The organism is Hymenobacter koreensis (assembly GCF_039541855.1).
In the GTDB taxonomy this organism is placed as follows: Bacteria; Bacteroidota; Bacteroidia; order Cytophagales; family Hymenobacteraceae; genus Solirubrum; species Solirubrum koreensis.
This window is the reverse complement of record NZ_BAABHA010000011.1, coordinates 1-24,231: the sequence shown is the minus strand read 5'-3', so window position 1 is coordinate 24,231 and position 24,231 is coordinate 1. Positions and strand designations below refer to the sequence as shown.

Here is a 24,231-nt window from a genome sequence, read left to right as displayed (position 1 = left end):
CGCGGGGGCGGGCACGCTGCTGTGCCCGCCCCCGTGGATGCGTGACGCCTTTGCGCGTCCCGGCCGTGGCTCGTACCGAGCGCGCCGGCGCTCCGAGCGGCCCCCTTTCCCAGGATTTCTAGCCTTACCCAGCCAGCATGTTTGACCGGCTCATCCATTTCTCCATTCACAACAAGCTCATCATTGGAATACTGACCCTGGCCCTGGTGGCCTGGGGCGGCTACTCCCTGAGCCGGCTGCCGATTGACGCGGTGCCCGACATCACCACCAACCAGGTCGTCGTCTACACCGTGGCTCCCTCGCTGGCCGCCGGCGACATCGAGCGGCTCGTCTCCTTTCCCATTGAACAAAGCCTGGCTACCATTCCCAACCGCGAGGAGGTGCGCTCGTTCTCGCGCTTTGGCCTCTCGGTGGTCACCATCGTTTTCGAGGACGACGTGGACATCTATTGGGCCCGCCAGCAGGTGGCCGAGCGCTTGCGCGAAGCCGAAAGCCAGATTCCCGACGGCATCGGCCGGCCCGAGCTGGCGCCCGTGACCACCGGCCTGGGCGAAATCTACCAGTATCTGGTGCGCGCCAAGCCGGGCTTCGAGAAAAAGTACAACGCCCGCGAGCTGCGCACGATTCAGGACTGGATTGTGCGCCGCCAGTTGCTGGGCACGCCCGGCGTAGCCGACGTGGCCAGCTTCGGAGGCTTGCTCAAGCAGTACGAAATTGCCCTGGACCCGGCCCGCCTGCGCTCGTTGAACGTGACGGTAGACCAAGTCTTTCAAGCCGTGTCGCGCAACAACCAGAACGCCGGCGGGGCCTACCTCGACCAGAAGCCCACCGCCTACTTCATCCGCACCGAAGGCTTGGCCGAGAACGCCGCCGATCTGGGCAACATCGTCGTGCGCAATACCCAGGGCGGCCTGCCCGTGCTGGTGCGCGACGTGGCCGACGTGCGCCTGGGCTCGGCCGTGCGTTACGGTGCCATGACCCGCAACGGGGAAGGCGAAGTCACCGGGGGCATCGTGCTCATGCTCAAGGGCGCCAACGCCAACGACGTTATCCAGGACGTGAAAGCGCGCATGGAAACCGTACGCAAGTCCTTGCCGGAGGGCGTGACCATCGACGTGTACCTGGACCGCTCCGAACTGGTGGGCCGCGCCATCGGCACCGTCAAAACCAACCTGATTGAGGGCGCCCTGATCGTACTCTTCGTGCTGGTGCTCTTCCTGGGCAACTGGCGGGCGGGCTTGGTCGTGGCTTCGGTCATCCCGCTGGCCATGCTTTTTGCCATCGCCATGATGCGCCTGTTCGGCGTGTCGGGCAACCTGCTCTCGCTCGGGGCCATTGACTTCGGCCTGGTGGTGGACGGCGCCGTCATCATCGTCGAAGCCATCGTGCACCGCCTGCACGGCGGGCAGCTGCAGGTTCCGGGCAACCGCCTCAGCACCGAGCAGATGAACGCGGAAACCTACACGGCGGCCTCCAAAATCCGCTCTTCGGCGGCCTTTGGCGAAATCATCATTCTTATCGTGTACCTGCCGCTGCTGGCCCTGGTCGGCATCGAGGGCAAGATGTTCCGGCCCATGGCCCAGACCGTGGCCTTTGCCATCGTCGGCGCCTTTATCCTCTCGCTCACCTACGTGCCCATGATGTCGGCGCTGGCTTTGAGCCGCAACACTGCGCACAAACCCAACTTCTCGGACCGCATGATGGGCTGGCTCGAAGCCCGCTACCGGCCCGTGTTGGAGTGGGCGCTGCGGCGCAAGGCGGTGGTGCTCGCTTCGGCGGTTGTTCTCTTTGCAGGCTCCGTGCTGCTGTTTCGCACCCTGGGCGGGGAATTCATTCCCCAACTCTCGGAAGGCGACTTTGCCGTGGAGTTGCGCACGCTCACCGGCTCCTCGCTGAGCTACACCGTGGACCGGAGCCTGCAGGCGGGCGCCATCCTCAAACAGCGGTTTCCCGAAGTGCAGGAAGTCGTGGCCAAAATCGGCGCGGCCGAAATTCCCACCGACCCCATGCCGGTGGAAGCGGCTGACGTGATGGTCATCCTGGAAAAAGATCCGGACAAGTGGACCTCGGCCAGCAACCGCGAGGAGCTGGCCGAGAAAATGGCCGAAGCGCTGAGCGTTATTCCGGGCGTGACGTTTGGCTTCCAGCAGCCCATCCAGATGCGCTTCAACGAACTGATTTCCGGCGCCAAGCAGGACGTGGTGCTCAAAATCTACGGGGAAGACCTGCTGCAGCTCGCCTCGTATGCCGAGCAGGCCGCCCGCCTGGTGCGGCGGGTGGAAGGCGCCGAAGACGTGTACGTGGAGCAGGTCACCGGCCTGCCCCAAATCGTGGTCAAGCTGGACCGCAACCGCCTGGCCCGCTTCGGCCTCAACGCCGAGGACGTGAACCGCACGGTGCAAACGGCCTTTGCCGGCCAGAGCGCCGGGCAGCTATTCGAGCAGGAGCGGCGCTTCGACGTGGTGCTGCGCCTAGCCCCCGAGCTGCGCCAGAACATCAACCAAGTGCGGCAACTGCTCATTGCCACCCCGGCCGGCGAGCAAATCCCGCTGGAGCAGGTGGCCGCGGTCAACCTGCAGGAAGGCCCCAACCAGATTCAGCGCGACGACGCCAAGCGCCGCATTTCCGTGGCCTTCAACGTGCGGGGCCGCGACGTGGAAAGCGTCGTCACCGAGCTGCAGGGCCGGGTAGAGCAGCAAATCAAGTTCGCCCCGGGCTACTACACCACCTACGGCGGCCAGTTCGAGAACCTGCGCGAAGCCAGCCAGCGCCTGGGCATCGCTGTGCCGGTGGCCCTGGGGCTTATTTTTACCTTGCTGTATTTCACCTTTGGCTCCCTGAAGCAATCGGTGCTGATTTTCACGGCCATCCCGCTTTCGGCCATCGGCGGGGTGCTGGCCCTCTGGCTGCGGGACATGCCGTTTAGCATCTCGGCGGGGGTGGGCTTCATTGCCCTCTTCGGCGTGGCCGTGCTCAACGGCATCGTGCTCATCGGCTACTTCAACCAGCTCAAGGCCGAGGGCCACCAGGACCTCTACCAGCGCATCCTGGAAGGTACGCAGGTGCGCCTGCGCCCGGTGCTGATGACGGCCACCGTGGCCTCGCTGGGCTTTTTGCCCATGGCCCTGTCGCAGTCGGCGGGTGCCGAGGTGCAACGTCCCCTGGCCACGGTGGTCATCGGCGGACTGGTCACGGCTACCCTACTGACCCTGCTGGTGCTGCCGGTGCTCTACGCCCTTTCGGAGCGCAATGCCAAACCCCGGACGGAGCCGGAACCCCAGCCTCGCCCGGTCGTGCCCACGGCCTTACTGGTACTGCTGGTGCTCGGCGGGCTTCTCAGCACTCCGGCTGCCCGGGCGCAGGCGCCGCTGACCGCCAACCAGGCGGTCGGCCAGGCCTTGCAAGCCAACGGCACGGTGCAGGCCGCGCAACGCTCCCTGGAAGCCCAACAGGCCCTGCGCCGCACCGCTTTCGACGTGGGCCGCACCACCATCCTGGGCAACTACGGACAAGTAAACTCCCCGCTTTCCGACAACGTGCTCAGCATCGGCCAGTCGCTGGCCTTGCCGGGCTACTACCGGGCCCAGGCGGGCCTGAGCCAGGCGCAGATTGCCACCCGCGAGCAGCAGTTGGCGCAGGTGCAGGCCGAGCTGCGCCGGCAGGTGCGCCGCAGCTACGAGCAGGCCGTGCACGCCCGGCACCGGCTGCGCACCTTGCGCGGGCAGGACAGCATCTACGCCGAGTTCCTACGCTCTGCCCAGCTGCGCTTCAAAACCGGGGAGGTAAACCGGTTGGAGCCAGCCAACGCCATCATCCAGCAGGGCGAAACCCAGAACCTGCTGGCGCAGGCCCGGACCGATTTGGCGGTGGCGCAACGGCAGCTCCAAGCCCTGCTGCAGGTTGCCCAGCCCGTTACGGTGGCCGACAGCACGCTGCAGGCTTTGGCCGCTCCGGTGGCTCTACCCGACACCGGCCGTTTGGCCGCGACGCCCCAGGCGCGGACGCTGCAGCAACAAATCGCCGAGCGGCGAGCCGAAACCCGGGTCGAGCAGGCCCAGGGCTTGCCCCAGGTAAACGTGGGCTACACCAACCAGACCCTGCGCGGCACTTATGAGGTGGACGGACAGACCCAGGCCTACGGCACCGGGGACCGGTTCCAGAGCGTGCAGGCCGGCGTGGCCATTCCGCTGCTGCGCGGGGCCCAGCGCGCCCGCGTGCAGGCCGCCAAGCTGCAGGAGCAGGTTGCCTCGGCCAACTACCAGCGTTACCAGGCCGAGGCGGCTGCCCAACTCGACGAGCTGCGCGCGCGCCTGCAAGAGCAACAGCGGCGGGTGCAGTTCTACGAGCAGACCGCTCTGCCCCAGGCCGCGACTATTGTGCGGCTGAGCCAGCTCGCTTACAAGGCCGGCGAAACCACCTACTCCGAGCTGCTGCTCAACCTGGAGCGCGCCCTAGGCGTGCGCACGGCCTACCTCGACGCCCTGCTCCAGCACAACCAAACCGTTATCGACCTGGACTACCTGCTCGGTACGGCCCAATAACCCCGCTTGCGACGCATCAACCATGAAAAACATAGCAACCCTGGCGCTGCTGCTGAGCCTGACCTTGGCCGGCTGCAGCAAAGAACAAAACGAAACTGTCGACGCCGACCACGCCGAGGCCACCACCGAAGCCGGGGAGCATGCCGGTGAAGCAGGGGCGGCCGGTGGGGAAGCCCACGAAGGGGAAGAAGCCACCGACGTGGTTACCTTATCCCCCGCCGAGCAGCAGGCCGGTGGCCTGAAAACCGGCACCCTGACCACCCGCCCGATGGGGGCCGGGCTGGCCGTGAACGGCACGCTGGACGTGCCGCCGGAAAGCGCCGTTTCCATCACCGCCCCGCTGGGTGGCTATGTGCAGAGCACCGAGCTGCTGCAAGGCACCCGGGTGCGTAAGGGCGAGGCACTCGCTGTCATCCGCAACCCCGAGTTCGTAACCCTGCAGAAAGAGTACCTGGAGCTGCGCAGCCGCCTCAAGTTTGCCAACGCCGAGCTGGCCCGGCAGCGGGAGCTTTACCAGCAGGAAGTGGCCCCGCTCAAAAACTTCCAGCGCGCCCAAGCCGAGGTGGAAGCCCTGCAGGTACAAACCAGCGCCCAGGCTGCGCAGCTGCGCATCGCCGGGCTACCTGTGGGCGGGGCTATTACCCCCACGGCCACGCTGCGCGCCCCGCGGACCGGCTTTGTGCGCGCCGTCAACGTGACGGTGGGCCAAAGCGTAACGGCCACCGAGCCCTTGTTTGAAATCGTGGACCCCGAGCACCTGCACGTGGAGCTGACGGTGTTCGAGCGCGACGTGGCCCGGGTACAAAACGGGCAGCTGATCCGCTTCACCCTGGCCAGCGACTCCACCGGCACCCGCCGCGAGCGGACGGCTCGCGTGTATTTGGTGGGCAAAGCCATCGGCGAAGACCGCACCGTGCGCGTGCACGGCCACCTCGACCAGGAAAACGACCCGGCCCTGCTGCCCGGTCTCTACGTGCGGGCCCTCATCGAAACCGGCCGCACCGACGCGGCGGCCTTGCCCGACGCGGCCCTGGTGCGCTTCGAAGGCAAGTATTACGCCTACGCCGTGGAAGCGGCCGGCCGCTTCCGCATGGTGCCCGTCACGCCGGGCCGCAGCGAGGACGGCTACACCGAAGTTACTTTGCCCGAGTCCGTGCCGGCCTCGACCACCTTCGTGACGGACGGCGCTTATTCCCTGCTGGCCAAAATGAAAAATGCCGAAGAGGAAGGCCATTGAGGCATCCAGCCTCTCATCCTCCGGTATCCATCTTCCCCGAACCATGAGCTACCTCCAACCCTTGGCCCTGTTTGTGCTGGCCGGCCTGTGCGAAATTGGCGGCGGCTACCTGATGTGGCAGTGGCTGAAAGCGGACCGCCCCGGCTGGACGGGGCTGCTGGGGGCGCTGCTGCTCGTGGTATACGGCTGGGTGGCCACGTGGCAGCCCACCTCTTTTGGCAAAACCTACGCCGTGTACGGCGGCGTGTTTGTCCTCATGTCCGTGGGCTGGGCCTGGTACTTCGACGGCTTCCGGCCCGACCGGTTTGACGTGTTAGGCGGGGCCATCATGCTGCTGGGCCTGGGAGTCATCCTGTTCTGGCCCCGTTCCTGATTACTCTTCTCTAGCTTACTTGTATGGCCCACCCGCAGGAAAACACCTTACTCGCCAAGCAGATCACGCCCACCCCCATGCGCCTGCTGGTGTTGGACGTGCTGCGCCGGCAGGCGGCCGCGTTGAGCCTGGCCGACGTGGAGCAGCAGTTGGGGCACGCGGACCGCATTACGATGCACCGCACCCTGAAAACCTTTACCGACCGAGGATTGGTGCACCGCGTCGAGGGCGGCAGCGGTGCGGTTAAATACGCCCTGTGTGACCCGGCTTGCACGCCGGAGCACCACCAGGACCTGCACGCGCACTTCTTCTGCACCCGCTGCCGCGAGACCAGCTGCCTGCTCGCGGTGGCCGTACCACCCATTTCCTTGCCAAGCACCTACCAGGTGCAGGAAACCAGCCTGGTGATGAAAGGCCTGTGCGAGCGGTGCGCCGCCGCTGCCGAAACAATGCAATAGCATTGCATTGCCCAGCAGCCGAGGTTTGCCCTCGTACCCGGCAGTGCCTGACCTGACACTTTCCGCCCATGTTTGATTTGCTCACCGGTGCCCTTGTGCTAAGCTTGCTTCACGCCGCCATACCCAACCACTGGGCGCCGGTGCTGGCCGTGGCGCGGGCCGAGCAGTGGACGCTGCGGCGGGCGGCGGGAGTAACGCTAGCCGCAGGCCTGGCGCACGTGCTCAGCACCCTGTTGCTGGGCCTGGCGCTGGGCCTGCTGGGCTGGAAGCTTGCGGCCCGCTTCCAAGAGTTTACCGGCTGGGTAGCACCGCTGCTGCTCATCGGCATCGGGATGGCCTACGCCCTTTCCGGCCCGGGCCATACCCACCCCGACCCGGGGCCGGTTGCCGTTCGGCCCCGCAGCCGGGTCGTCCTCGGCCTGGCCGCTACCATGTTTCTGGCGCCGTGCGTGGAAGTCCAAACCTTCTTCATGGCTGCCGGCGCCCGCGGCGCGCTGGCCTTGGCCCTGGTCATGGCGACGTATACGCTCGTATCGGTGTCGGCCATGAGCCTGCTGGTGGCCGCAGCCTACACCGGTATTCGCCGGCTAAATTTTAACCGGCTGGCCCGGCACGAGCGCCGCGTTACCGGCGCGGTGCTCGTGCTGGTGGGCCTGGCTGGCTTTTTCGTGCACTGGTAACCGGTGCTCTTTTCTCACGCTCAAACTTGCCTTTTCATGCCTGACCCTTCATCCCAGAACACCGACGAGGAGCTGAACACCGCCAAGCAGGTGCAGCTCGAAAACGTGGGCGCCCTGACCCGCGGGCAGCTCACCCCCGAGGCCGCCGCCAATCCCGAAGGCCACGACGTGCCCGGCCACGACCACCGCGGCCACAACCACCCCGCCGGCAAACAAGTCGTGGACCTGGCCGGCAACGCCGCCGACGCTCACGCCGGCCACGACCACGGCGACGGGGGCCACGACCACGGCCCGGCGGGGGCCAACCCGTACCTGTGGCCCGGCGTAAGCCTGGCGCTACTGCTGGGCGGCATTGCCCTGGATTACTACGATGCAGCTTGGTTTACCGGGTACGTGCGCCTGCTCTGGTACGGCGTGTCCTACCTGCTGGTGGGCTGGAAAGTCATCCGCTCGGCCATCCAGAGCATCCCCTCGGGTAACGTGTTCAACGAATTCCTGCTCATGAGCATCGCCACTGTCGGGGCCTTTGCCATCGGCGAGTACCCGGAAGGGGTGGCTGTGATGCTGTTCTACACCGTGGGCGAGCTGTTCCAGGACGCGGCCGTGAACCGCGCCAAGCGCAGCATCCGTGCCCTGCTGGAAATCCAAGCCACTGAAGTCACCGTTATCCGCAACGGGCAACCGCTGGTGCTGGACCCCAAACAGGTGGTGATTGGCGACACCATCGAGGTCAAGCCCGGCGAGAAAGTGGCCCTGGACGGCACGCTAACCAAAGGCCCGGCGTCGTTTAACACGGCCGCCCTCACCGGGGAGTCCGTGCCCCAGACCAAGCAGGCTGGCGACGTGGTGCTGGCCGGCATGGTCAACCTAGAATCTTTGATTCAGGTGGCCGTCACGGCCGGCTACCAGGACACCAAGCTGGCCAAAATCCTGGCCATGGTGCAGGACGCGGTGGGCCGCAAAGCCAAGACCCAGCAGTTCATCACCAAGTTTGCCAAGGTCTACACGCCCATCGTGGTGGCCCTGGCCGTACTGTTAGTAGTGGTGCCCGCTTTCGTAGTCGACGACTACGTGTTTCGCACCTGGCTCTACCGGGCGTTGGTGTTCCTGGTCATTTCCTGCCCCTGCGCGCTGGTCATCAGCATCCCGCTGGGCTACTTCGGCGGCATCGGCGCGGCGTCCAAAAACGGCATCCTGTTCAAGGGCTCCAACTTCCTGGACCAGATGCGCGAGCTCGACACGGTGGTCATGGACAAGACCGGCACGCTCACCCAGGGCGTGTTTGCCGTGCAGCAGGTGCAAACGGCCGCCGGCCTTGATGCCCCGCAACTCTTGCGCCTCGTCGGCGCGCTCGAAACCAAGTCCACCCATCCCATTGCCAAGGCCGTCGTGCTCCACGCGGGCGCCGCCGCGGTCGGGGTACCCGTGGAAAACGTGGAGGAAATCAGTGGCCACGGCATGCGCGGCCGCGTAGACGGGCGCGACGTGCTGGCCGGCAACACCAAGCTGCTCACCAAGTTCAGCGTGGCCTACCCGCCTGAAGTAGACCAAGTGGTGGACAGCATCGTGGTGGCGGCGGTGGATGGCCAGTACGCCGGTTACCTGACCGTGGCCGACGCGCCGAAGGAAGACGCCGTTCGTACGGTGCAGGAGCTGCGGGCCGACGGCATCACCAAGCTGGTCATGCTCTCCGGCGACAAGGACAGCATCACCCAGCGCGTGGCCAAGGAGTTGGGCATCGACGAGGCCCACGGGGGCCTGCTGCCCGAAGACAAGGCCCGCTACGTGCAGCAGTACAAGGACGCGGGCCGCAAGCTGGCCTTTGTGGGCGACGGCGTAAACGATGCCCCCGTGGTGGCATTGGCCGATGTGGGCATTGCCATGGGCGGCCTGGGCTCCGACGCCACCATCGAAACCGCCGACGTGGTGATTCAGACCGACCACCCCAGCAAAATTGCCACCGCCCGGCGCATTGCCCGCGCCACACACACGGTGGTGTGGCAAAACATCTGGTTGGCCTTTATCGTGAAGGGCATCGTGCTCATCCTCGGCGCCGGGGGCCTGGCCACCATGTGGGAAGCCGTGTTTGCCGACGTGGGCGTGGCCCTGCTGGCCATTCTCAACGCGGTGCGCATCCAGCGCATGGACTACGCCACGCCGGCCCCGGGCGGCGCCCCGCTGGCTGCGGTGCCCCCGGTAACCATCCCCCGCCCGGCAAACAAGTCGGTGGTAGAAAAAATGCCCGAGGAACTGCGTCAAGGACCCCACCCCCGCTAGGCGCGTGCGCATCCACCGCTCGACTGTGCTAAACTGCCCACCGGAGCAGGTCTGGCAGGCCGTTATCCAGCCCCGGTTGCTGTTTTACGTGGCCTGGCCCGTGCTGCGCTTTCGGCCCGTAGCACCCCGGCAGCTGCCGCAAACGTGGCAGGACGGCAAATACCTGGTGCGCCTGTATCTGGGCGGCTGGTTGCCCCTGGGCACGCAGTGGATTGTGATTTCGCAGGATGCCGCCCGTTACCGGCTGCGCGACAACGGCCACGGCCCGCTGGCCCGCGTGTGGGACCACCGCATCACCCTGCGGCCACTGGGTGCCGGGCAAACCGTGTATACCGACGAGGTCAGCATTGATGCGGGCTTGTTGACGCCGCTGGTAGCGGGCTTTGCCGCCGGGTTCTACTGGTGGCGCCAGCGGCGGTGGGTACGGCTCGTGCGCCGCGAGCTTGCCTTTTGATGGGTTGCGCCGCATCCGAATGGCAGTAAGTAATATCCCTTCTTTACCCAACACCCCATGAGCAGTAGCCACGGCATGAGCGGCAGCGCCGCCGGACGCAACAAGCGGCAATTAACCATTGTGTTTTTCCTAACCCTAACCTACCTGGTGGCTGAAGTCGTGGGCGGGTTCTGGACCGGCAGTCTGGCCCTGCTGGCCGATGCCGGCCACATGCTCACCGACGTGGCCGGCGTGGGTCTGGCCCTGTTGGCCATCCGCTTCGCCGAAAAGCCCGCCACACCCGAGCGTACCTACGGTTATTACCGCTTCGAGATTCTGGCCGCGCTCACCAACGCGGTGGTGCTCATCCTGATTTCGCTCTACATCCTCTACGAAGCCTATTTCCGCTTTCTCGACCCGCCCCAGGTAGAAAGCACCAGCATGTTGTGGGTCGCCGGCGTAGGCTTGCTCATCAACCTGTATTGCATGTACCTGTTGCGCCAGGGCAAAAGCGAAAGCCTGAACATGAAGGGCGCCTACTTCGAAGTGCTCTCGGACATGCTCACCTCCATCGGCGTTATTGCGGCGGGCGTCATCATGCTCACCACCGGCTGGTACTACGCCGACCCGCTGCTTTCGGCCGGCATCGGCCTGTTCATTCTGCCCCGCACCTGGACGCTGCTCAAGGAAGCGGTGGGCGTGCTGCTGGAAGGGACTCCGGCCGAGGTAAACCTGGAAACCCTGCGCCAGGGCCTACTGGCCGAGCCGGGGGTGGCAGCCGTGCACGACCTGCACGCCTGGTCGCTTACCTCCGGCGTTAACGCCTTCAGCGCCCACGTGGTGCTCGCCGAGGGGGCCCAGCACGACGAGGTGCTGGCGCGAACCCACGCCTACGTGACCAGTAAGTTTGCCATCCAGCACGCCACCATTCAGGTGGAGCGCGGCGGCTTTGCCCAGCACGAAACCCACTTGTAAAACCTTTCTGGTTGCTTTCCCACCTTTAACTGGCTCCGGTTCATGCCCGCTACTGCTTACGACGTTCTCATCATCGGCTCCGGCCCCGGCGGCTACATTGCGGCCGTGCGCTGCGGACAGCTGGGCCTCAAAACCGCCCTCATCGAAAAGTACCCCACCCTGGGCGGCACCTGCCTCAACGTGGGCTGCATTCCCAGCAAGGCGGTTCTCGAATCCACCGAACTCTACCACAAGGCCACGGAGCAGTTTGCGGCGCACGGCATCGACGCCGATAACCTGCGGGCCGATTTGCCCCGCTTGATGGCGCGCAAAGACCAAGTGGTGAAAAAGGTGTGCGACGGGGTGGTGTTCCTAATGAGGAAAAACAAAGTGGACGTCATTCACGGCGTGGCCTCGTTTGTGGACGCCGCTACCGTACAGGTCGTGCCCGCGGAAGGGGGCAATGGGGAACCGCAGCAACTCACGGCCAAGAACATCATCATTGCTACCGGCTCCAAGCCCAGCAGCCTGCCCTTCATCACCCTGGACAAGGAGCGCGTCATCACCAGCACCGAGGCACTGGCCCTGCGCGAGTTGCCCCAGCACCTGATTATCGTGGGCGGCGGCGTCATCGGCCTAGAGTTGGGCTCGGTGTACGCCCGCCTCGGCAGCAAGGTGTCGGTGGTGGAATACACCGACGCCATCATTCCCACCATGGACCGCACCCTGGGCAAGGAGCTGCTGCGTTCCCTGAAAAAGCAGGGCCTGGAGTTCTACCTGTCGCATAAGGTCACGGCCGTGACGCGCGAGGGAGCAACCGTGAAGCTGACGGCCTCCCCGGCCGCCGGCGGGGCCGACCTGCAACTGGCGGGCGACTACTGCCTGGTCTCGGTAGGCCGTCGCCCCTATACCGACGGGCTGAACGTAGCTGCGGCGGGGGTGGAACTGGACGAGAAAGGGCGGGTAAAAGTCGACGAGGACCTCCAAACGACGGTGCCCGGCATCTGGGCCATCGGCGATGTGGTGCGCGGCGCCATGCTGGCGCACAAGGCCTCCGACGAAGGCGTGTTCGTCGCCGAGCGCATTGCCGGTCAGAAGCCCCACCTCAATTACCTGCTCATCCCCGGCGTGGTCTATACCTGGCCCGAAGTGGCCGGCGTGGGCTACACCGAAGAGCAACTCCAGGAACTGGGCCGAGCGTACAAAGCGGGCTCCTTCCCGTATTCGGCTTCGGGCCGGGCCGTGGCCGGGAGCGACACCGAGGGATTGGTAAAGGTGCTCACCGACGCGCAAACCGACGAAATCCTGGGCGTACACATGATTGGGCCCCGTATTGCCGACATCATCGCCGAAGCCGTGGGGGTCATGCACTTCCGCGCCGCGGCCGAGGACGTGGGTATGATGTCGCACGCCCATCCTACCTACGCCGAAGCTTTCAAGGAAGCTTGCTTGAACGCGGCCGGCGTCGGGGCCCTAAACATGTAACGCCGCACGTCGACAAAATTAGCTCTGCATGGTAATTCAATCGTTATGCAAGTAAGAGTCCTCAAGTCGATACCCGCTGCGGCCCTGAACAGGAGCGGCATTTGGGTCATGTAGCGCCCAAGGCGGCCACCGTACGCCGCTTCATTGGTGAGTTGACCGCCGGAATCGTGTTTTCCGTACATCACCAATAGGGCAATGCGGTAACCAATGATTTGTCTCGCACGTGGCCAATCTGCTTTCAGCGCTGATGCAGGTCGTCGGCGCGGAACATGCCGGCGGCGACATTATCAGCAACCTGCGTACTGGCCGCCGTGTTTACTTGCGTCATGACGACGGGTCGGGGGCCGGCAAACAGTTTGCGTATGTCGGCCTGCACGTGCAACACTGACTCGATTCCCTTGCGGACTTGAACACTGCCGCCCGGCAGCGGCAACACAACGCGGCGGATGGAATTGTCCTGCCCCTGAAAGCCCCCCACGTGCAGGGCGAACGGCAGGTTCGTGCTGCCCGGCTGCGGCGCGTAGCCCTCGGCTTTGAGAAAGATATACCCCGAGTTCCAGGTCCAGAACATGCCGTTCAAGGGGTCTAGGGCCCCTGTTTGAGCACCGGCCACGTTCCGGGCGCTGTCCACGCCGACGGTCATAACCAGATGAGTGTAGTCTCCGGGCGGCACGTCCAAGAGAGGAAGCCGCATGCTGGCGGGGTCACTTTCCTTGATTAGATGGTAGCTCTCCGGCTGTGCGTAGTGGCTGCCATCCGACCGGCGCAGCTGCAGGTTGGAGAGGTAGTAATCAAAGCGGCTGAGCACGAACGGCTCGGCGGCCTCCGTGGTAAACCGTTCGTGCAGCGCCAGCGGCACATTGCCCACCACGTGTTGCAACTCCACGACGAGCCCGCCGTCCGGCTGCGGCGTAGGCTCCGTGCCGGCACTGCCACAGCCGGCCAGCGTGGCTGCTAGCAGGAGGGCAAAGCGATTCTTAAAAAGAGGGAACATCATTGATGGGTGGGCAGCGGGTGGAAGCTTGATTAACAGGCAAATTACGCTTTTCATGCGGGAAGACCGAAGTTCACGCGGTGGTCCTGCAGGTCTCGACGCGCCGTTGTTTGTCCTGCTATGCCTGTTGCTCGCAGTTTCGTCAGCCGCAAGGCCTGCGGCCTGCGCGTGAGCGACAAAACACCCAGGCAAGGGTCGGCGGAGTAAACGGTGCTGGAAGTCTAACATCCGGCGCGGTTATTCCAAGGAGGTACGGCTGTCGCCACACCTACTTTGGTGTGCTTTTTGAATTAGCAGCCCGACGCATGAGGCGTATTTACTTGTCGGATCACATGGCTCTTTCCCGTATTTCACGACGGCGCTGGCCGCTGCCCTTCTTCACCCTCATAACCCTTCTGCTGGTGGGCTGCCGGCAGCCGGTTACCAGGCAAACGCCCGTTTCTGCCTCGGCATCTCGTCCGGTCGTACTTCCGGACTCGGCCGGGCACGTGCCGCGCTTGGATGCACAGCTGCGCCAGCATTACCGGGCGCTGGGGGACGCGGCCCAGGGCTTGCGTTTTGCGGTGTTCGAGCAAGCCATGACCGGGTACCTAAACCTACGCCAGCAAGGCTTGGTGCCTAGGCAGCGGCTGGCCATTGTGGACTTTGACTTGCCTTCCACCGAAAAGCGGCTGTGGGTGCTTGATGTTTCCGCCAACCAAGTGCTCTATCGTACGCTGGTGGCCCACGGCAATCAATCCGGGCAATTGCAAGCCTCTCATTTCTCCAACACCGTAAACAGTCACATGAGCAGCTTGGGCTTCTACGTGGCCGGCGAGGCGTACGTGGGCAAGCACGGCCGCTCCCTGCGACTTAGCGGCTTAGACGAGGGGTTTAATTCCAACGCGGCGGCCCGCGCCATCGTGGTACACGGAGCGGACTACGTCAGCGAAAACTTCATTAAGCAAACCGGGCGCCTGGGACGCAGCCAAGGGTGCCCGGCTTTGCCCCTGGACCTGTATGAGCCCATTATCGACAGCCTAAAAGGTGGCGCGGGACTTTTTATGCACAAGTCCGAGGCCGGTTACAGCTCCCCGTATTTAGACGAGCAAAAAGCCAGCGCCGCGTACTTCCCGGCTGCCTGAGGGACAGCGCTTTCCAGCAGAACGCTCCCGTCCAATTATAGGGCTCGACCCTGAGTCATTTAGAAGCGTTCTAAAAAACTTTTCAGTCTATTTGGAATGATTACAGATAAGCTAATACCTTTGCCTTATCATTCGCTCCACACCCAACCCCATGACCTTTAAATACGCTTCGGTCGCGCTGCTTGCACTTGCTTTTGGTTTCGCATCCTGCGATAAGAACGACAACGAAGCCGCGCCGACCCTGCGCGCCAAGATGGACGCCAGCACCCTAACGGCTACCTCGCGCTACACCGAGTCCTTCAAGGATGCCAGCGGTCAGAGCACGGTAGACCTGGGTACGTCGAACCAGCGGCTGGACATGTTCACGGAGTTTAACACTTACATGTCGTTGGTAGCGGTGGCGCCGCCGGCCGCCCCACAGACCCTGGACGTAGCCAAGCTCCGCGGTATGTACGCCAACACGGGCGGCTACTTTACCGGCGCTGGCCTGAACGGCTCGGGCTTGTCGCTGCGCGCCACCACGGCCGCTTCCCTCACTGGCACGCCGGCCGAGGCCGTGCGCACCTACATCGATGGGCAAATCACCAAGCTGGCCACCGCCAGCCAGTCGGTTAACCAAGTGGCTGCCCCCGGCACCGCCGGGCGCATCGGCCGTTACCTGGTGGACGAGAAAGGCATTGAAGTGAATCAAGTTATTGCCAAGTCGCTCCTTGGCGCCCTGCTGCTTGACCAGATTGGCAACGTGTTGCTCACCGACAACGCACTGAAAGCCAACAACAGCAAAGTGGTGGACGGCAAAGCGTATTCGGAGTTGGAGCACAATTGGGATTTGGCGTACGGCTACCTCACGAGCAACCCCATCATGACCACGGACATCAGCCTGACGCCCCGCGAGCGGTTCCTGGCCGGTTACCTCAACGAGAAGAACGGCCCGGCTTCGCCCGGCGTGTACCTGGCCTTTCTGAAGGGCCGCGCGGCCATCGTCAACAACGACGCCGCCGGCGTGCAGGCCCAGGCCGCCATCATCCGAACCGAGCTGGAAAAGACCATTGCCCTCTCGGCCGTGTCGTACCTGAGCAACTGGAAAGCGGCTTCGGACCCGGCCGTTAAAGCCCACGCGTTGGGTGAAGGCCTTGGCTTTATCTACTCGCTGCGATTCTGCACCAAGTACGGCGCCGACGCGGCTTTCTCCGATGGGGTCCTGAATCCCTTGACCGCCGGCACCAACGGCGCTTGGAGCCTGACCAACGCCCAAGCCGACGTGGCCATCAACGCCATCAAAGCCAAGTTCAATTTGCAGTAACCCGGAACTGCCCACCCGGCGAAACCGTTAGGCCAACCCGTTTGTCAGCCCCGCTGCCAGGCGGGTTGGCCTTCGCTACGAAATCAGCTTTTCATGAAAAAGTCCCTTCTGTTTGCTCTGACGCTGCTGTTGCTCACCGTTGGCATGTTCAGCTGCCGGAAAGACCCCGCCGGCGATTCACCCGAGCCCAGCACGGAGCCTGACCGCAAAGCCTTGCTCACGCACTGGGCCGACAGCCTGGTAAAGCCCGCTTATCAGCGCTTCAACGACAAGCTGGTAGTTCTCAAGGCCAAGACCACGGCGTTTACGGCCGCCCCCGCTCCGGCGACGCTTGAAGAGCTGCGCCAGGCTTGGCAGGCCGCGTACGTGGAATGGCAAAAGGTAGAACTCTACGAGTTCGGCCCCGCCGAGCAGGTGAGCTTGCGCAACCACTTCAACATCTACCCGGCCGATGTGACGGGCATCAACCGCAACATCACCAGCGGCTCGTATGACTTCGAGCTGTCGACCGCCATTCCCCAGCAGGGTTTCCCGACCTTGGATTACCTGCTCAACGGCGTGGCCTCGGGCGACGCGGCCATTGCGCAGCGATACGCTTCCTCGGCTAATCACCGCCGTTACCTGACCGACGTGGTGGCTAAGATGGAGCAGACCTTCGGCACGGTGTACGCGCAGTGGAACGGCTCCTACCGCGACACTTTCATCAACAACGCTGGCACCGACGCCAGTTCGTCCTTGTCGCGGGTCATCAACGCTTATTCCTTGTACTACGAGCGCTACCTGCGGGCCGGCAAAATCGGTATTCCGGCCGGGGCCATGACCGGCGCGCCGCTGCCCGACAAAATCGAAGCCTACTACCAGCGCGGCGCGCTGCCCCTGCAGCTGGCCACCACTGCTCACGCCGCGGTGCAGCAATTTTTCACCGGCCGTACGGGCCAGCCCTCGCTAAAAAGCTACCTGGATGCGCTGGGGGCCAAGGACAGCCGCACGGGCCAGAGCCTGACCAGCATCATCAACGCCCAGTTTGGGGTATCGGCCCAGCAGCTGGCCTCGCTCGGCCCCGACTTGCACGCCACCATCACGGCGCGCAATGCCGACGCGGTGGCATCTTACAATGAGATGCAGAAGGCGGTGCGCCTGATTAAGGTCGACATGACCTCCGCCCTGAGCGTGACCGTGACCTACGTGGACAACGACGGCGACTAATGCAGAGCCGCCGGCTGCAGCGCTACCTCCACGCCTACACCCCAGCTGCCCCGCTGGCTACGTTCCGGATGGCCTTTGGCCTACTGGTGCTGGCCAGCGTGGTGCGTTTCTGGGCCAAGGGTTGGATAGACGAGCTCTACCTGCAGCCCAAGTTCTTCTTCCCGTATTATGGGTTCGAGTGGGTGCGCCCCCTGGGCGGCTACACCTACGGGCTGTTTGCTTTCTGCGGGCTGTGCGCCTTGCTGGTAACCATCGGCAACTGGTACCGCACGGCGGCCCTGGGCTTGTTTGTGAGCTTCACCTACATCGAGCTCATGGACAAAAGCACTTACCTGAACCACTACTATTTCGTGAGTCTGGCGGCGCTGCTGCTAGCCCTGCTGCCCGCCGGGCGCTACTTTGCCCTCGACACGCACCGGCACCCCGCTCGCTGGCGCAGCGAGGTGCCGCGCTGGACGGTAGACGCGCTGCGCCTGCTCATGGGCATCGTCTACGTGTACGCGGGTCTGGCCAAGCTCAACTCCGACTGGCTGGTGGAAGCCATGCCGCTGCGCATCTGGCTGCCAGCCAAAAACGACTTGCCGCTGATTGGCCCGTTGCTGGGGCAGGTATGGGTGGCGTATGCCTTCAGCTGGTTTGGGGCCTTGTATGATTTGACGGTGCCCTTCTTTTTGCTTTACCGCCGCACCCGGCCCTGGGCCTACGTTACCGTGGTGGTGTTTCACGTGCTGACGGCAGTGCTCTTTCCCATCGGCATGTTTCCCTACGTGATGATGGTCGCGGCACTGGTGTTCTTTCCGGGCGCGTGGCACGAGCGGGTGCTGCAGCGGTTGCGCGGGCTGCTGCGCTCGTCCCCCACGGCCCTCTTTTCCCCCACGCCGTTGCGCTACGGCCCGGCCCGCCGGCAGCTACTGCTGCTGACCCTGGGTGTGTTCTTTGCCGTGCAGCTGGTCTTGCCTTTCCGCTACCTACTCTACCCCCACGAGCTGTTCTGGACCGAGGAAGGCTACCGCTTTTCTTGGCGGGTGATGCTGATGGAGAAAATGGGCTACGTGCAGTTCAAGGTCGTGGACGGGGCGACGGGCCGCATCCGGCAGGTGGACAACCGCGCGCACCTGAGCGTGCTGCAGGAAAAGATGATGAGCACCCAGCCCGACATGCTGGTGCAGTTCGCCCATTACCTGCGCGACTACTACGCCGGGCAGGGGGTGCAGCGTCCCCAAGTATACGCCGACGCCTACGTGAGCTTGAATGGGCGGCTGGGCAAAAGCTTTATCGACCCCACCGTGGACCTGGCCCGCGTCAAAGACGACTTGCAGCCCAAGCCCTGGATTTTACCTTTTGACGATGAAATCACCGGTTTTTAGCGCCGTCCTGGCCGTAAGTGTGCTGTCCGGCTTTTCCGCCATCGCCCAGCAAGTGAGCCTGCAGGGCCGCGTTCGCGAAGCCAGCACCAACGCGCCCGTGGTGGGCTGCGAGGTGTACGTACGCGGCTCCCGCCTGATTGCCCGCACCGACTCGGCCGGCCTTTTTACCTTGACCAAGGTCGCGCCCGGCCGGCAGCAGCTGCAGCTTTCCTCCATCGGCCACGAACCCTTCAAAGCTATAGTTGAAGTGACAGCGGAAAGCAGCGTACAGGAGTTCACGCTGACCCGCCGGGAGCGGCAGCTGCAGGAAGTGGTGGTGGCGGCCCCCCAGTCGCGCTTTGGCCCCCAGCGTCTGCGCGAGGTGGAAGGCACGGCCATTTTTGCGGCCAAGAAAACCGAGGTCATCGTGCCCGACAACCTAGTGGCCAACCTGGCCACCAACAACGCCCGGCAGGTATACTCGCGGGTGGCCGGGCTCAACATCTGGGAAAGCGACCAGGGCGGTCTGCAGCTGAGCATCGGCGGCCGCGGCCTGGACCCCAACCGCACCAGCAACTTTAACGTGCGGCAAAACAACTACGACATCTCGGCCGATGCCCTGGGCTACCCCGAGAGCTACTACACCCCGCCCATTGAAGCCGTCAAGCGCATCCAACTCGTGCGCGGGGCGGCTTCGCTGCAGTACGGTACCCAGTTCGGCGGCCTGCTCAACTTCGAGTTGCGCACGCCCGAACCCGACAAGACCGTGTCGGTGGTGTCGCGGCAGACGGCGGGCTCCTTTGGCTTTTTCAACTCGTTTAACAGCGTGAGCGGCACCGTGAAGAAGCTCAGCTACTACGCCTTTGCCCAGTACAAGCGCGGGGACGGCTGGCGGCCCAACTCGGGGTTTGCCAGCAAAACGGCCTACGCCGACCTGCGCTACCAGTTCACCGAGAACTTCAAGATCGGTGCCCAGCTCACGCACATGGACTATTTGGCCCAGCAGCCGGGGGGGCTGAGCGACCGGCAGTTTGCCGACAACCCGCGGCAGAGCAACCGGGCGCGCAACTGGTTTGCCGTCGATTGGAACCTGTTCAATCTTTCGGCGGACTGGAAGCTGAGCCCGCGCTCCAACCTGAATTTGACCACGTTCGGGCTGCTGGCTTCGCGCGACGCCCTGGGCTTTCGCACCAACTTTGTGGAGCGCCCCGATGCCGACACCCAGCAGCGCGAGCTCATCACCGGCGACTTCCGCAACGCGGGTGCGGAAGCTCGCTTTCTGACCCGCTACGGCTTAAGCAACACCCGCAGCGGCGTATTGCTGGTGGGCACCCGCCTCTACCGCGGCGACAACCACAGCCTCCAGGGTGCCGGCCCGGCCGGCCGCCGGGCGGAGTTTCGCTTCGAGGAGCCGGGGGCAGGGTTGAACGCCCCGTCGGCCTCGTCGGACTACCGCTTTCCCAACTACAACGCAGCCGCCTTCGCCGAGAACATCTTCTATTTCGGGGAGCGTTTTTCGCTTACCCCCGGTCTGCGCCTGGAGTACATCCGTACCTGTGCGGACGGCTCCTACCAGACCGTGTCGCGGGACTTGGCCGGCAACATCACCGCCGTGCAAACCACGGCCGAGCAGCGCACGAGCACGCGCTCTTTTGTCATCGGGGGGTTGGGAGCTTCCTACAAGCCGGTGGAGCAGCGCGAGTTCTACGCCAACGCCACGCAGAACTACCGCTCCATCACTTTCGGCGACATGCAGATCGTCAACAACTCGCTCGTCATCAACCCCAACCTGCAGGACGAACGCGGTTACTCGGCGGACCTGGGGCTGCGCGGCGAGCAGGGCCAGTGGCTGACCTACGACGTGAGCTTGTTTGCCCTGGCCTACAACAACCGCATCGGCGAAATCGGCACCTACGACCGGTTTGACCGCCCGTTTCGCTACCGCGACAACATCGGCCGGGCCCTGATTCTGGGCGTAGAGTCGTATGCCGAGGCCGACGTGCTGCAGGTGCTGCGCCCGAGCGCCGAACCGGGCCGCTGGCGCTGGTCCGCCTTCGGCAACGTGTCGCTGATACGCAGCCGCTACACGCAGAGCAAGAATCAAGAAGTGGTGGGCAAGCAAGTGGAGTTTGTGCCCAACGTCAATCTGAAAGCCGGAATGCAGAGCGGCTTTGGGCCCTTAAAAGCATCCGTACAGTTCACTTACTTATCCGACCAGTATTCGGAGGCCACCAACGCCCCCAACAGCCCGAACGACGCCCGCCCGGACCCCAGCCTGGCAGTCATTGGGCGGATACCAGCCTACCAGATACTCGATGCTTCCGTGTCGTGGGAGCGGCGCTGGCTCAAGCTGGAAGGCAGCGTGAACAACCTGGCCAACACCCGCTACTTCACCCGCCGCGCCACGGGCTACCCCGGGCCCGGCATCCTGCCCTCGGACGGGCGCAGCTTCTTTGTAACCGCAGCCGTAAAGTGGTAGTCGGGTACCTTTGCCGGTGCTTGCCCCTGCCCGCATGTCTTCTCCGCTCGCCCCCCTTGAGTCCATGCTGCGCTCCTGGCCCCTGCTGCGCAGCCACTTCCGCGGCCGCGACTACTTGCCGGAACCGGAACTGCGGGCGTTTGTAGCCGCGGCCGTGCCCGGCGTGCCGACCGCCGCGTGGCCCGTGGTGCTGCAGGGACTTGTGCGCAGCCAGCTGCTGCACGAAACAGTGCCGGGCGTGCTGGCCTTTGAGGCAGACCCGTACGTGTCGGCGGGCAAGCCCGTGCTGGCACCCGCTTGGATAGCCCTGTGGCAGCACTTGCAGGCGCGCCTAGGGTGTTGTTAAACAAATAGGGTAAAACCTCCGACTCGGGCCTAGGCGGGTTTGCTTGGGGGCTGCCAGGCAGCAATCAGGTCCATGTCAAACGGGGCTTCGGCCGGCAGGGGCTGGTCGGAGAAGTCGTATTCGCCGTGCAGGTTCAGGTGGCGGTAGGAGAGCACGGCGAATGGCGAGAGCGTGGCCAGGGTGGCGGCCTGCTGTTCGGGCGGTAGCCGGGCCAGGTGCTGGGAAAGGTGCAGGTAATTCCAGCAGACGATGGCGTTCATCAGCAGGCGCTTGCAGGTTTCGGCCACCAGTTGCTCGGAGCGGGTAGCGGCGTGAAACTCCTGGTTGCGCCCGTGCCAGACGGCGTGGGCCAGCCGGTGGGCGCTTTCGCCCTTGTTGAGCTGCTTGTGGATGCGCTGGCGCAGCTCGACCTGGTCGACGTAGCGCAGCAGGAATTCGGTTTTGACCAGCCGGCCCAGCTCCTTCAGGGCCCGGTAGAGCGGGTGCTGCCGGGCGTACGAGTTGAGCCGGCCGAACAGGCGCGAGGCCTCGCTGTGGCGCAGCTTCAGGGTGACGACCAGGCGCAGCACCTCGTCCCAGTGCCGGGCGATGCGCTCGGGGTCGAGGCGCGCGTCGGGCAGCAGCGTCTGCCCCAGCTGCCGATGGGCGGCCACCGGCTCCCAGCTGTAGAGCTGCTGGTTGGTGAGCTGGCGGATGCGCGGCTCGTAGGCGATGCCCAGCATGCGGGTCACGGCGAAGATGACTTCGGTGTAGCCGTGCGTGTCGGTGCTGTGCACGTCGGTGGGCCGCACGGCGTGGCGCAGCAGCCCATCCAGCAGGTGCGTGGCCTCGCGGTCGGCGGCGCTGAACACGGTCGAGTCGAAGACGAGCAGCGTCTCGTCCACGTAGGAGTAGGCCGTCAGGCCGCGGCGGTTGCCGAAGTACTTGAACGAGGCGCTGCCGCCAAGCGAGTCCACGGCCAGGTCGTATTTCTGCCCGTCGCTGCTGCTGCGGAGCACGTCGGGGGAGAGCCGAAAGGCGTCGCGCAGGCGCAGCTGGCGCGTAAAGTTTAGAATCAGTTCGTTGGCCTGGCGCAGGTTGTCGAGCGTGAAATGGGTGCTGGCCAGGCGCTGCAGGGCGGTCTCGTCCACCTGGGGCGCGACCTGGGCCAGGCGGCGCAGGCCCAGGTTGCAGCCCAGCCCCACCAGGGCGGCCAGCAGCTGCGACAAGGGCGGCGGGGTGCGGGCGTGCTTGCTGGGCAGCGAGCCGAAGGCCGTGTCAAATTGGGTGAGCCGGGCCACGCTGGTGAGCACCTCGCGCAGGGGCACCACGCGGTGGCGGGGAAACAGGTGGGCCGGCAGGCGCGGTTGCTCGGCCGGCAGCCGGGGCGTGGTGAGGCGGTAGCGCCCGGCCGGGGTGCGGTGCGCGTGCGGGTTGTCGGTCCCGCCCAGGTGGGCGTTCGTGGCGGCAAACTGGGCCTGCAGCTGCGCCTGGAGCGTAGCCTGCACCGTGGCAAAATCGCGCCAGGCACTCAGCCCCGCCTGCTCCAGCAAGGCCTCGCGCTGCTTGGCCCACTGCGCGGCCGGCAGCAGGTAGTGCTCAAAGGCCCGGTACTGGTAGCAGCAGGTGAAGTTGAGTTGACCGGACTTGACGGCCGTGGCCATCTCCAGAAACAATAGCGCTTTGTAGAGGGAGGTCCGCAGCCGGCCCTGCGCATCGAGCACGTACGCGCGTTGCGTGAGCGAGAGAAAGTCCAGCGGCACCTGCGCGCCCAGGTGCCCGTCGTGCTGCTGGTAGTAGTGCACGGCCCGCCAGAGGTCGGCGCGGCTGGTCGCCTCGTCCACGACCAAGGCTTTGACCAACGCCCCGAGCTTGGCCTGCAGGCGCAACGAGGCAGCGGCCAGCGCCTCGTGAAACAGGGCGTCGCCGGCCTGCTGCTCGGTGGCCACGCGCAATTGCTCCAGGTGCTGGTGGTCTTCGCTGAGTTGCGCGGCCGTGACCTGGTGGCGCTGCAGCAGCGCGTCGATGCGGGCCAGCTTCTGCTCGGCCGGTACGTCGGGGGCATCGACCAGGGCGCGGATTTGGGTCAGGGCCTGCAGGTGCCGGTAGCCCCGGCCCGTGACCTGGCTGGTCAGCTGCTGCGTGGCGGTGCGTTGCTGGTAGAGCGTCTCCTTGACTTGCTCGCGGCATTGATTTGCGGCGCTGGTCATGGTGTGCAGCAACGTATCGACCAGGGCGTCGCCCAACTCGTAGTACTGGTGCACCACGAAGCTGAGCAGGTAGAGGTAGCGCCGCTCGTCGCGGCGGTAGAGTTGCGCGGCCTGGGCCCGCAGCACGTACTCGGCGTAGTAGGTGATGGCCTGGTCGGAGAGGCGCAGGCGCTGCCAGAGCGGCTGCAGCTGCTCAAAGAGCTGCCGCAGGGAGGCGAAATGGGTGACCCGTTCGCGGATTTCCCCGGCCCGCAGGCCCTGGCGGATGCGCTTGAGAAAGGTGAGCGGGTAGCGGCGGTCGGCGTCCGTCTCGCGGGCGTCGGGGTCGTCGGCGGCCAGCAGCCGGTCCAGCAAGCGCTGCTCGCCGGGCTGCAGGTGCTGCTGCAAGCGGTGGAGCAACCGTTTCTCAAACGCGAGCAGGGCCCGCGTGATCAGGTCGGCCAGCGTGTTGTAGGTGGGCAGCTCCAGCCGGTGCTCGTGCAGAAACAGCACCAGGTAGTCGAAGACCGCCGACGGCTTGAGGTGCTGGCTGCTCAGGCGCACGGCTTCCTGGTAGAGCCGGTCGGCTGCTGCCGCGTCGAACCGCGCAATGCCCAGTTGCTCGCACACGAGCTGCTGGTGGGCGTAGTACCGGGCATCGGCGTAGCGTAGCGGGTCGAAGTCGGCGGGCCCCAGGCCTACCTGCTGGGCGACATAGGCGATATCGGCCGCGTGGTAGCGGGTGGCCACGTAGAAGCGCTGGCTAATCTGGAAGTAGCCCCACTGCAAGAGGAACCCGACGCGGTTGGCCGGGGTCAGCATCCGGG

General features: G+C 64.8%; 17 protein-coding genes. 15 read left to right on the top strand and 2 right to left on the bottom strand.

Features of this window, described 5'->3' with window-relative positions; genetic code table 11:
- The first annotated feature begins 137 nt into the window (after positions 1–137).
- From ABD903_RS17520 to lpdA, 9 genes are all read left to right on the top strand, one after another.
- Positions 138–4,541, top strand: a complete 4,404-nt coding sequence (locus ABD903_RS17520) for a CusA/CzcA family heavy metal efflux RND transporter (protein WP_345226473.1) — start codon at positions 138–140, stop codon at positions 4,539–4,541.
- A gap of 22 nt (positions 4,542–4,563) precedes the next feature.
- Positions 4,564–5,778, top strand: coding sequence for an efflux RND transporter periplasmic adaptor subunit (locus ABD903_RS17515; protein WP_345226471.1), 1,215 nt, complete (start codon positions 4,564–4,566; stop codon positions 5,776–5,778).
- A 43-nt stretch (positions 5,779–5,821) separates the two neighbouring features.
- Positions 5,822–6,151 carry a YnfA family protein gene (locus ABD903_RS17510; RefSeq protein ID WP_111480549.1) on the top strand — a complete coding sequence of 110 codons (330 nt, stop codon included), beginning with the start codon at positions 5,822–5,824 and terminating at the stop codon, positions 6,149–6,151.
- 23 nt (positions 6,152–6,174) lie between these two features.
- Positions 6,175–6,609, top strand: coding sequence for a Fur family transcriptional regulator (locus ABD903_RS17505; RefSeq protein ID WP_345226466.1), 435 nt, complete (start codon positions 6,175–6,177; stop codon positions 6,607–6,609).
- A gap of 68 nt (positions 6,610–6,677) precedes the next feature.
- On the top strand, positions 6,678–7,289 hold the full coding sequence (locus tag ABD903_RS17500) for a hypothetical protein (RefSeq protein ID WP_345226464.1): 612 nt from the start codon (positions 6,678–6,680) through the stop codon (positions 7,287–7,289).
- A gap of 36 nt (positions 7,290–7,325) precedes the next feature.
- Positions 7,326–9,566: a heavy metal translocating P-type ATPase gene (locus tag ABD903_RS17495; RefSeq protein ID WP_345226463.1), complete on the top strand. Its 2,241-nt coding sequence runs from the start codon at positions 7,326–7,328 to the stop codon at positions 9,564–9,566.
- A 4-nt stretch (positions 9,567–9,570) separates the two neighbouring features.
- The gene (locus ABD903_RS17490; RefSeq protein WP_345226461.1) at positions 9,571–10,020 is read left to right on the top strand and encodes an SRPBCC family protein; all 450 of its coding nucleotides are present in this window, start codon (positions 9,571–9,573) and stop codon (positions 10,018–10,020) included.
- A gap of 57 nt (positions 10,021–10,077) precedes the next feature.
- Complete coding sequence (locus tag ABD903_RS17485) at positions 10,078–10,974, top strand: cation diffusion facilitator family transporter (protein WP_111480554.1); 897 nt, start codon at positions 10,078–10,080, stop codon at positions 10,972–10,974.
- 42 nt (positions 10,975–11,016) lie between these two features.
- Entirely contained in the window at positions 11,017–12,438 is a 1,422-nt protein-coding gene (lpdA, locus tag ABD903_RS17480; RefSeq protein ID WP_345226457.1) for a dihydrolipoyl dehydrogenase, read from the top strand.
- A 238-nt stretch (positions 12,439–12,676) separates the two neighbouring features.
- On the opposite strand, the gene ABD903_RS17475 is transcribed toward lpdA, so the two are convergent.
- A complete protein-coding gene (locus ABD903_RS17475) occupies positions 12,677–13,435 on the bottom strand; it encodes an MbnP family protein (RefSeq protein WP_345226456.1) in 759 nt (252 codons plus the stop codon).
- A 329-nt stretch (positions 13,436–13,764) separates the two neighbouring features.
- On the opposite strand from ABD903_RS17475, the gene ABD903_RS17470 reads away from it, so the two are divergent.
- The 6 genes from ABD903_RS17470 to ABD903_RS17445 all read left to right on the top strand — a co-directional run bounded on the left by ABD903_RS17470 (position 13,765) and on the right by ABD903_RS17445 (position 21,236).
- Entirely contained in the window at positions 13,765–14,556 is a 792-nt protein-coding gene (locus tag ABD903_RS17470; RefSeq protein ID WP_345226454.1) for a murein L,D-transpeptidase catalytic domain family protein, read from the top strand.
- A 151-nt stretch (positions 14,557–14,707) separates the two neighbouring features.
- Entirely contained in the window at positions 14,708–15,859 is a 1,152-nt protein-coding gene (locus tag ABD903_RS17465; protein ID WP_345226452.1) for a DUF4856 domain-containing protein, read from the top strand.
- Positions 15,860–15,952: 93 nt separating this feature from the next.
- On the top strand, positions 15,953–17,065 hold the full coding sequence (locus ABD903_RS17460; protein ID WP_345226451.1) for an imelysin family protein: 1,113 nt from the start codon (positions 15,953–15,955) through the stop codon (positions 17,063–17,065).
- The gene (locus tag ABD903_RS17455; RefSeq protein WP_345226449.1) at positions 17,065–18,432 is read left to right on the top strand and encodes an HTTM domain-containing protein; all 1,368 of its coding nucleotides are present in this window, start codon (positions 17,065–17,067) and stop codon (positions 18,430–18,432) included. Before ABD903_RS17460 ends, ABD903_RS17455 begins: the two co-directional genes overlap by 1 nt.
- Complete coding sequence (locus ABD903_RS17450) at positions 18,413–20,890, top strand: TonB-dependent receptor domain-containing protein (protein WP_345226447.1); 2,478 nt, start codon at positions 18,413–18,415, stop codon at positions 20,888–20,890. Before ABD903_RS17455 ends, ABD903_RS17450 begins: the two co-directional genes overlap by 20 nt.
- 34 nt (positions 20,891–20,924) lie before the next feature.
- Entirely contained in the window at positions 20,925–21,236 is a 312-nt protein-coding gene (locus tag ABD903_RS17445; RefSeq protein ID WP_345226445.1) for a hypothetical protein, read from the top strand.
- A gap of 29 nt (positions 21,237–21,265) precedes the next feature.
- On the opposite strand, the gene ABD903_RS17440 is transcribed toward ABD903_RS17445, so the two are convergent.
- The coding region (locus tag ABD903_RS17440) for a Tn3 family transposase (RefSeq protein WP_345226444.1) at positions 21,266–24,231 on the bottom strand (2,966 nt) is incomplete at its 5' end.

Excerpts from the sequence above, each read along its gene's own strand:
- ABD903_RS17520 (WP_345226473.1), top strand. The coding sequence starts at position 138 with ATGTTTGACCGGCTCATCCATTTCTCCATTCACAACAAGCTCATCATT.
- ABD903_RS17515 (WP_345226471.1), top strand. The coding sequence starts at position 4,564 with ATGAAAAACATAGCAACCCTGGCGCTGCTGCTGAGCCTGACCTTGGCC.
- ABD903_RS17510 (WP_111480549.1), top strand. The coding sequence starts at position 5,822 with ATGAGCTACCTCCAACCCTTGGCCCTGTTTGTGCTGGCCGGCCTGTGC.
- ABD903_RS17505 (WP_345226466.1), top strand. The coding sequence starts at position 6,175 with ATGGCCCACCCGCAGGAAAACACCTTACTCGCCAAGCAGATCACGCCC.
- ABD903_RS17500 (WP_345226464.1), top strand. The coding sequence starts at position 6,678 with ATGTTTGATTTGCTCACCGGTGCCCTTGTGCTAAGCTTGCTTCACGCC.
- ABD903_RS17495 (WP_345226463.1), top strand. The coding sequence starts at position 7,326 with ATGCCTGACCCTTCATCCCAGAACACCGACGAGGAGCTGAACACCGCC.
- ABD903_RS17485 (WP_111480554.1), top strand. The coding sequence starts at position 10,078 with ATGAGCAGTAGCCACGGCATGAGCGGCAGCGCCGCCGGACGCAACAAG.
- lpdA (WP_345226457.1), top strand. The coding sequence starts at position 11,017 with ATGCCCGCTACTGCTTACGACGTTCTCATCATCGGCTCCGGCCCCGGC.
- ABD903_RS17475 (WP_345226456.1), bottom strand. The coding sequence starts at position 13,435 with ATGATGTTCCCTCTTTTTAAGAATCGCTTTGCCCTCCTGCTAGCAGCC.
- ABD903_RS17470 (WP_345226454.1), top strand. The coding sequence starts at position 13,765 with ATGGCTCTTTCCCGTATTTCACGACGGCGCTGGCCGCTGCCCTTCTTC.
- ABD903_RS17465 (WP_345226452.1), top strand. The coding sequence starts at position 14,708 with ATGACCTTTAAATACGCTTCGGTCGCGCTGCTTGCACTTGCTTTTGGT.
- ABD903_RS17460 (WP_345226451.1), top strand. The coding sequence starts at position 15,953 with ATGAAAAAGTCCCTTCTGTTTGCTCTGACGCTGCTGTTGCTCACCGTT.
- ABD903_RS17455 (WP_345226449.1), top strand. The coding sequence starts at position 17,065 with ATGCAGAGCCGCCGGCTGCAGCGCTACCTCCACGCCTACACCCCAGCT.
- ABD903_RS17450 (WP_345226447.1), top strand. The coding sequence starts at position 18,413 with ATGAAATCACCGGTTTTTAGCGCCGTCCTGGCCGTAAGTGTGCTGTCC.
- ABD903_RS17445 (WP_345226445.1), top strand. The coding sequence starts at position 20,925 with ATGTCTTCTCCGCTCGCCCCCCTTGAGTCCATGCTGCGCTCCTGGCCC.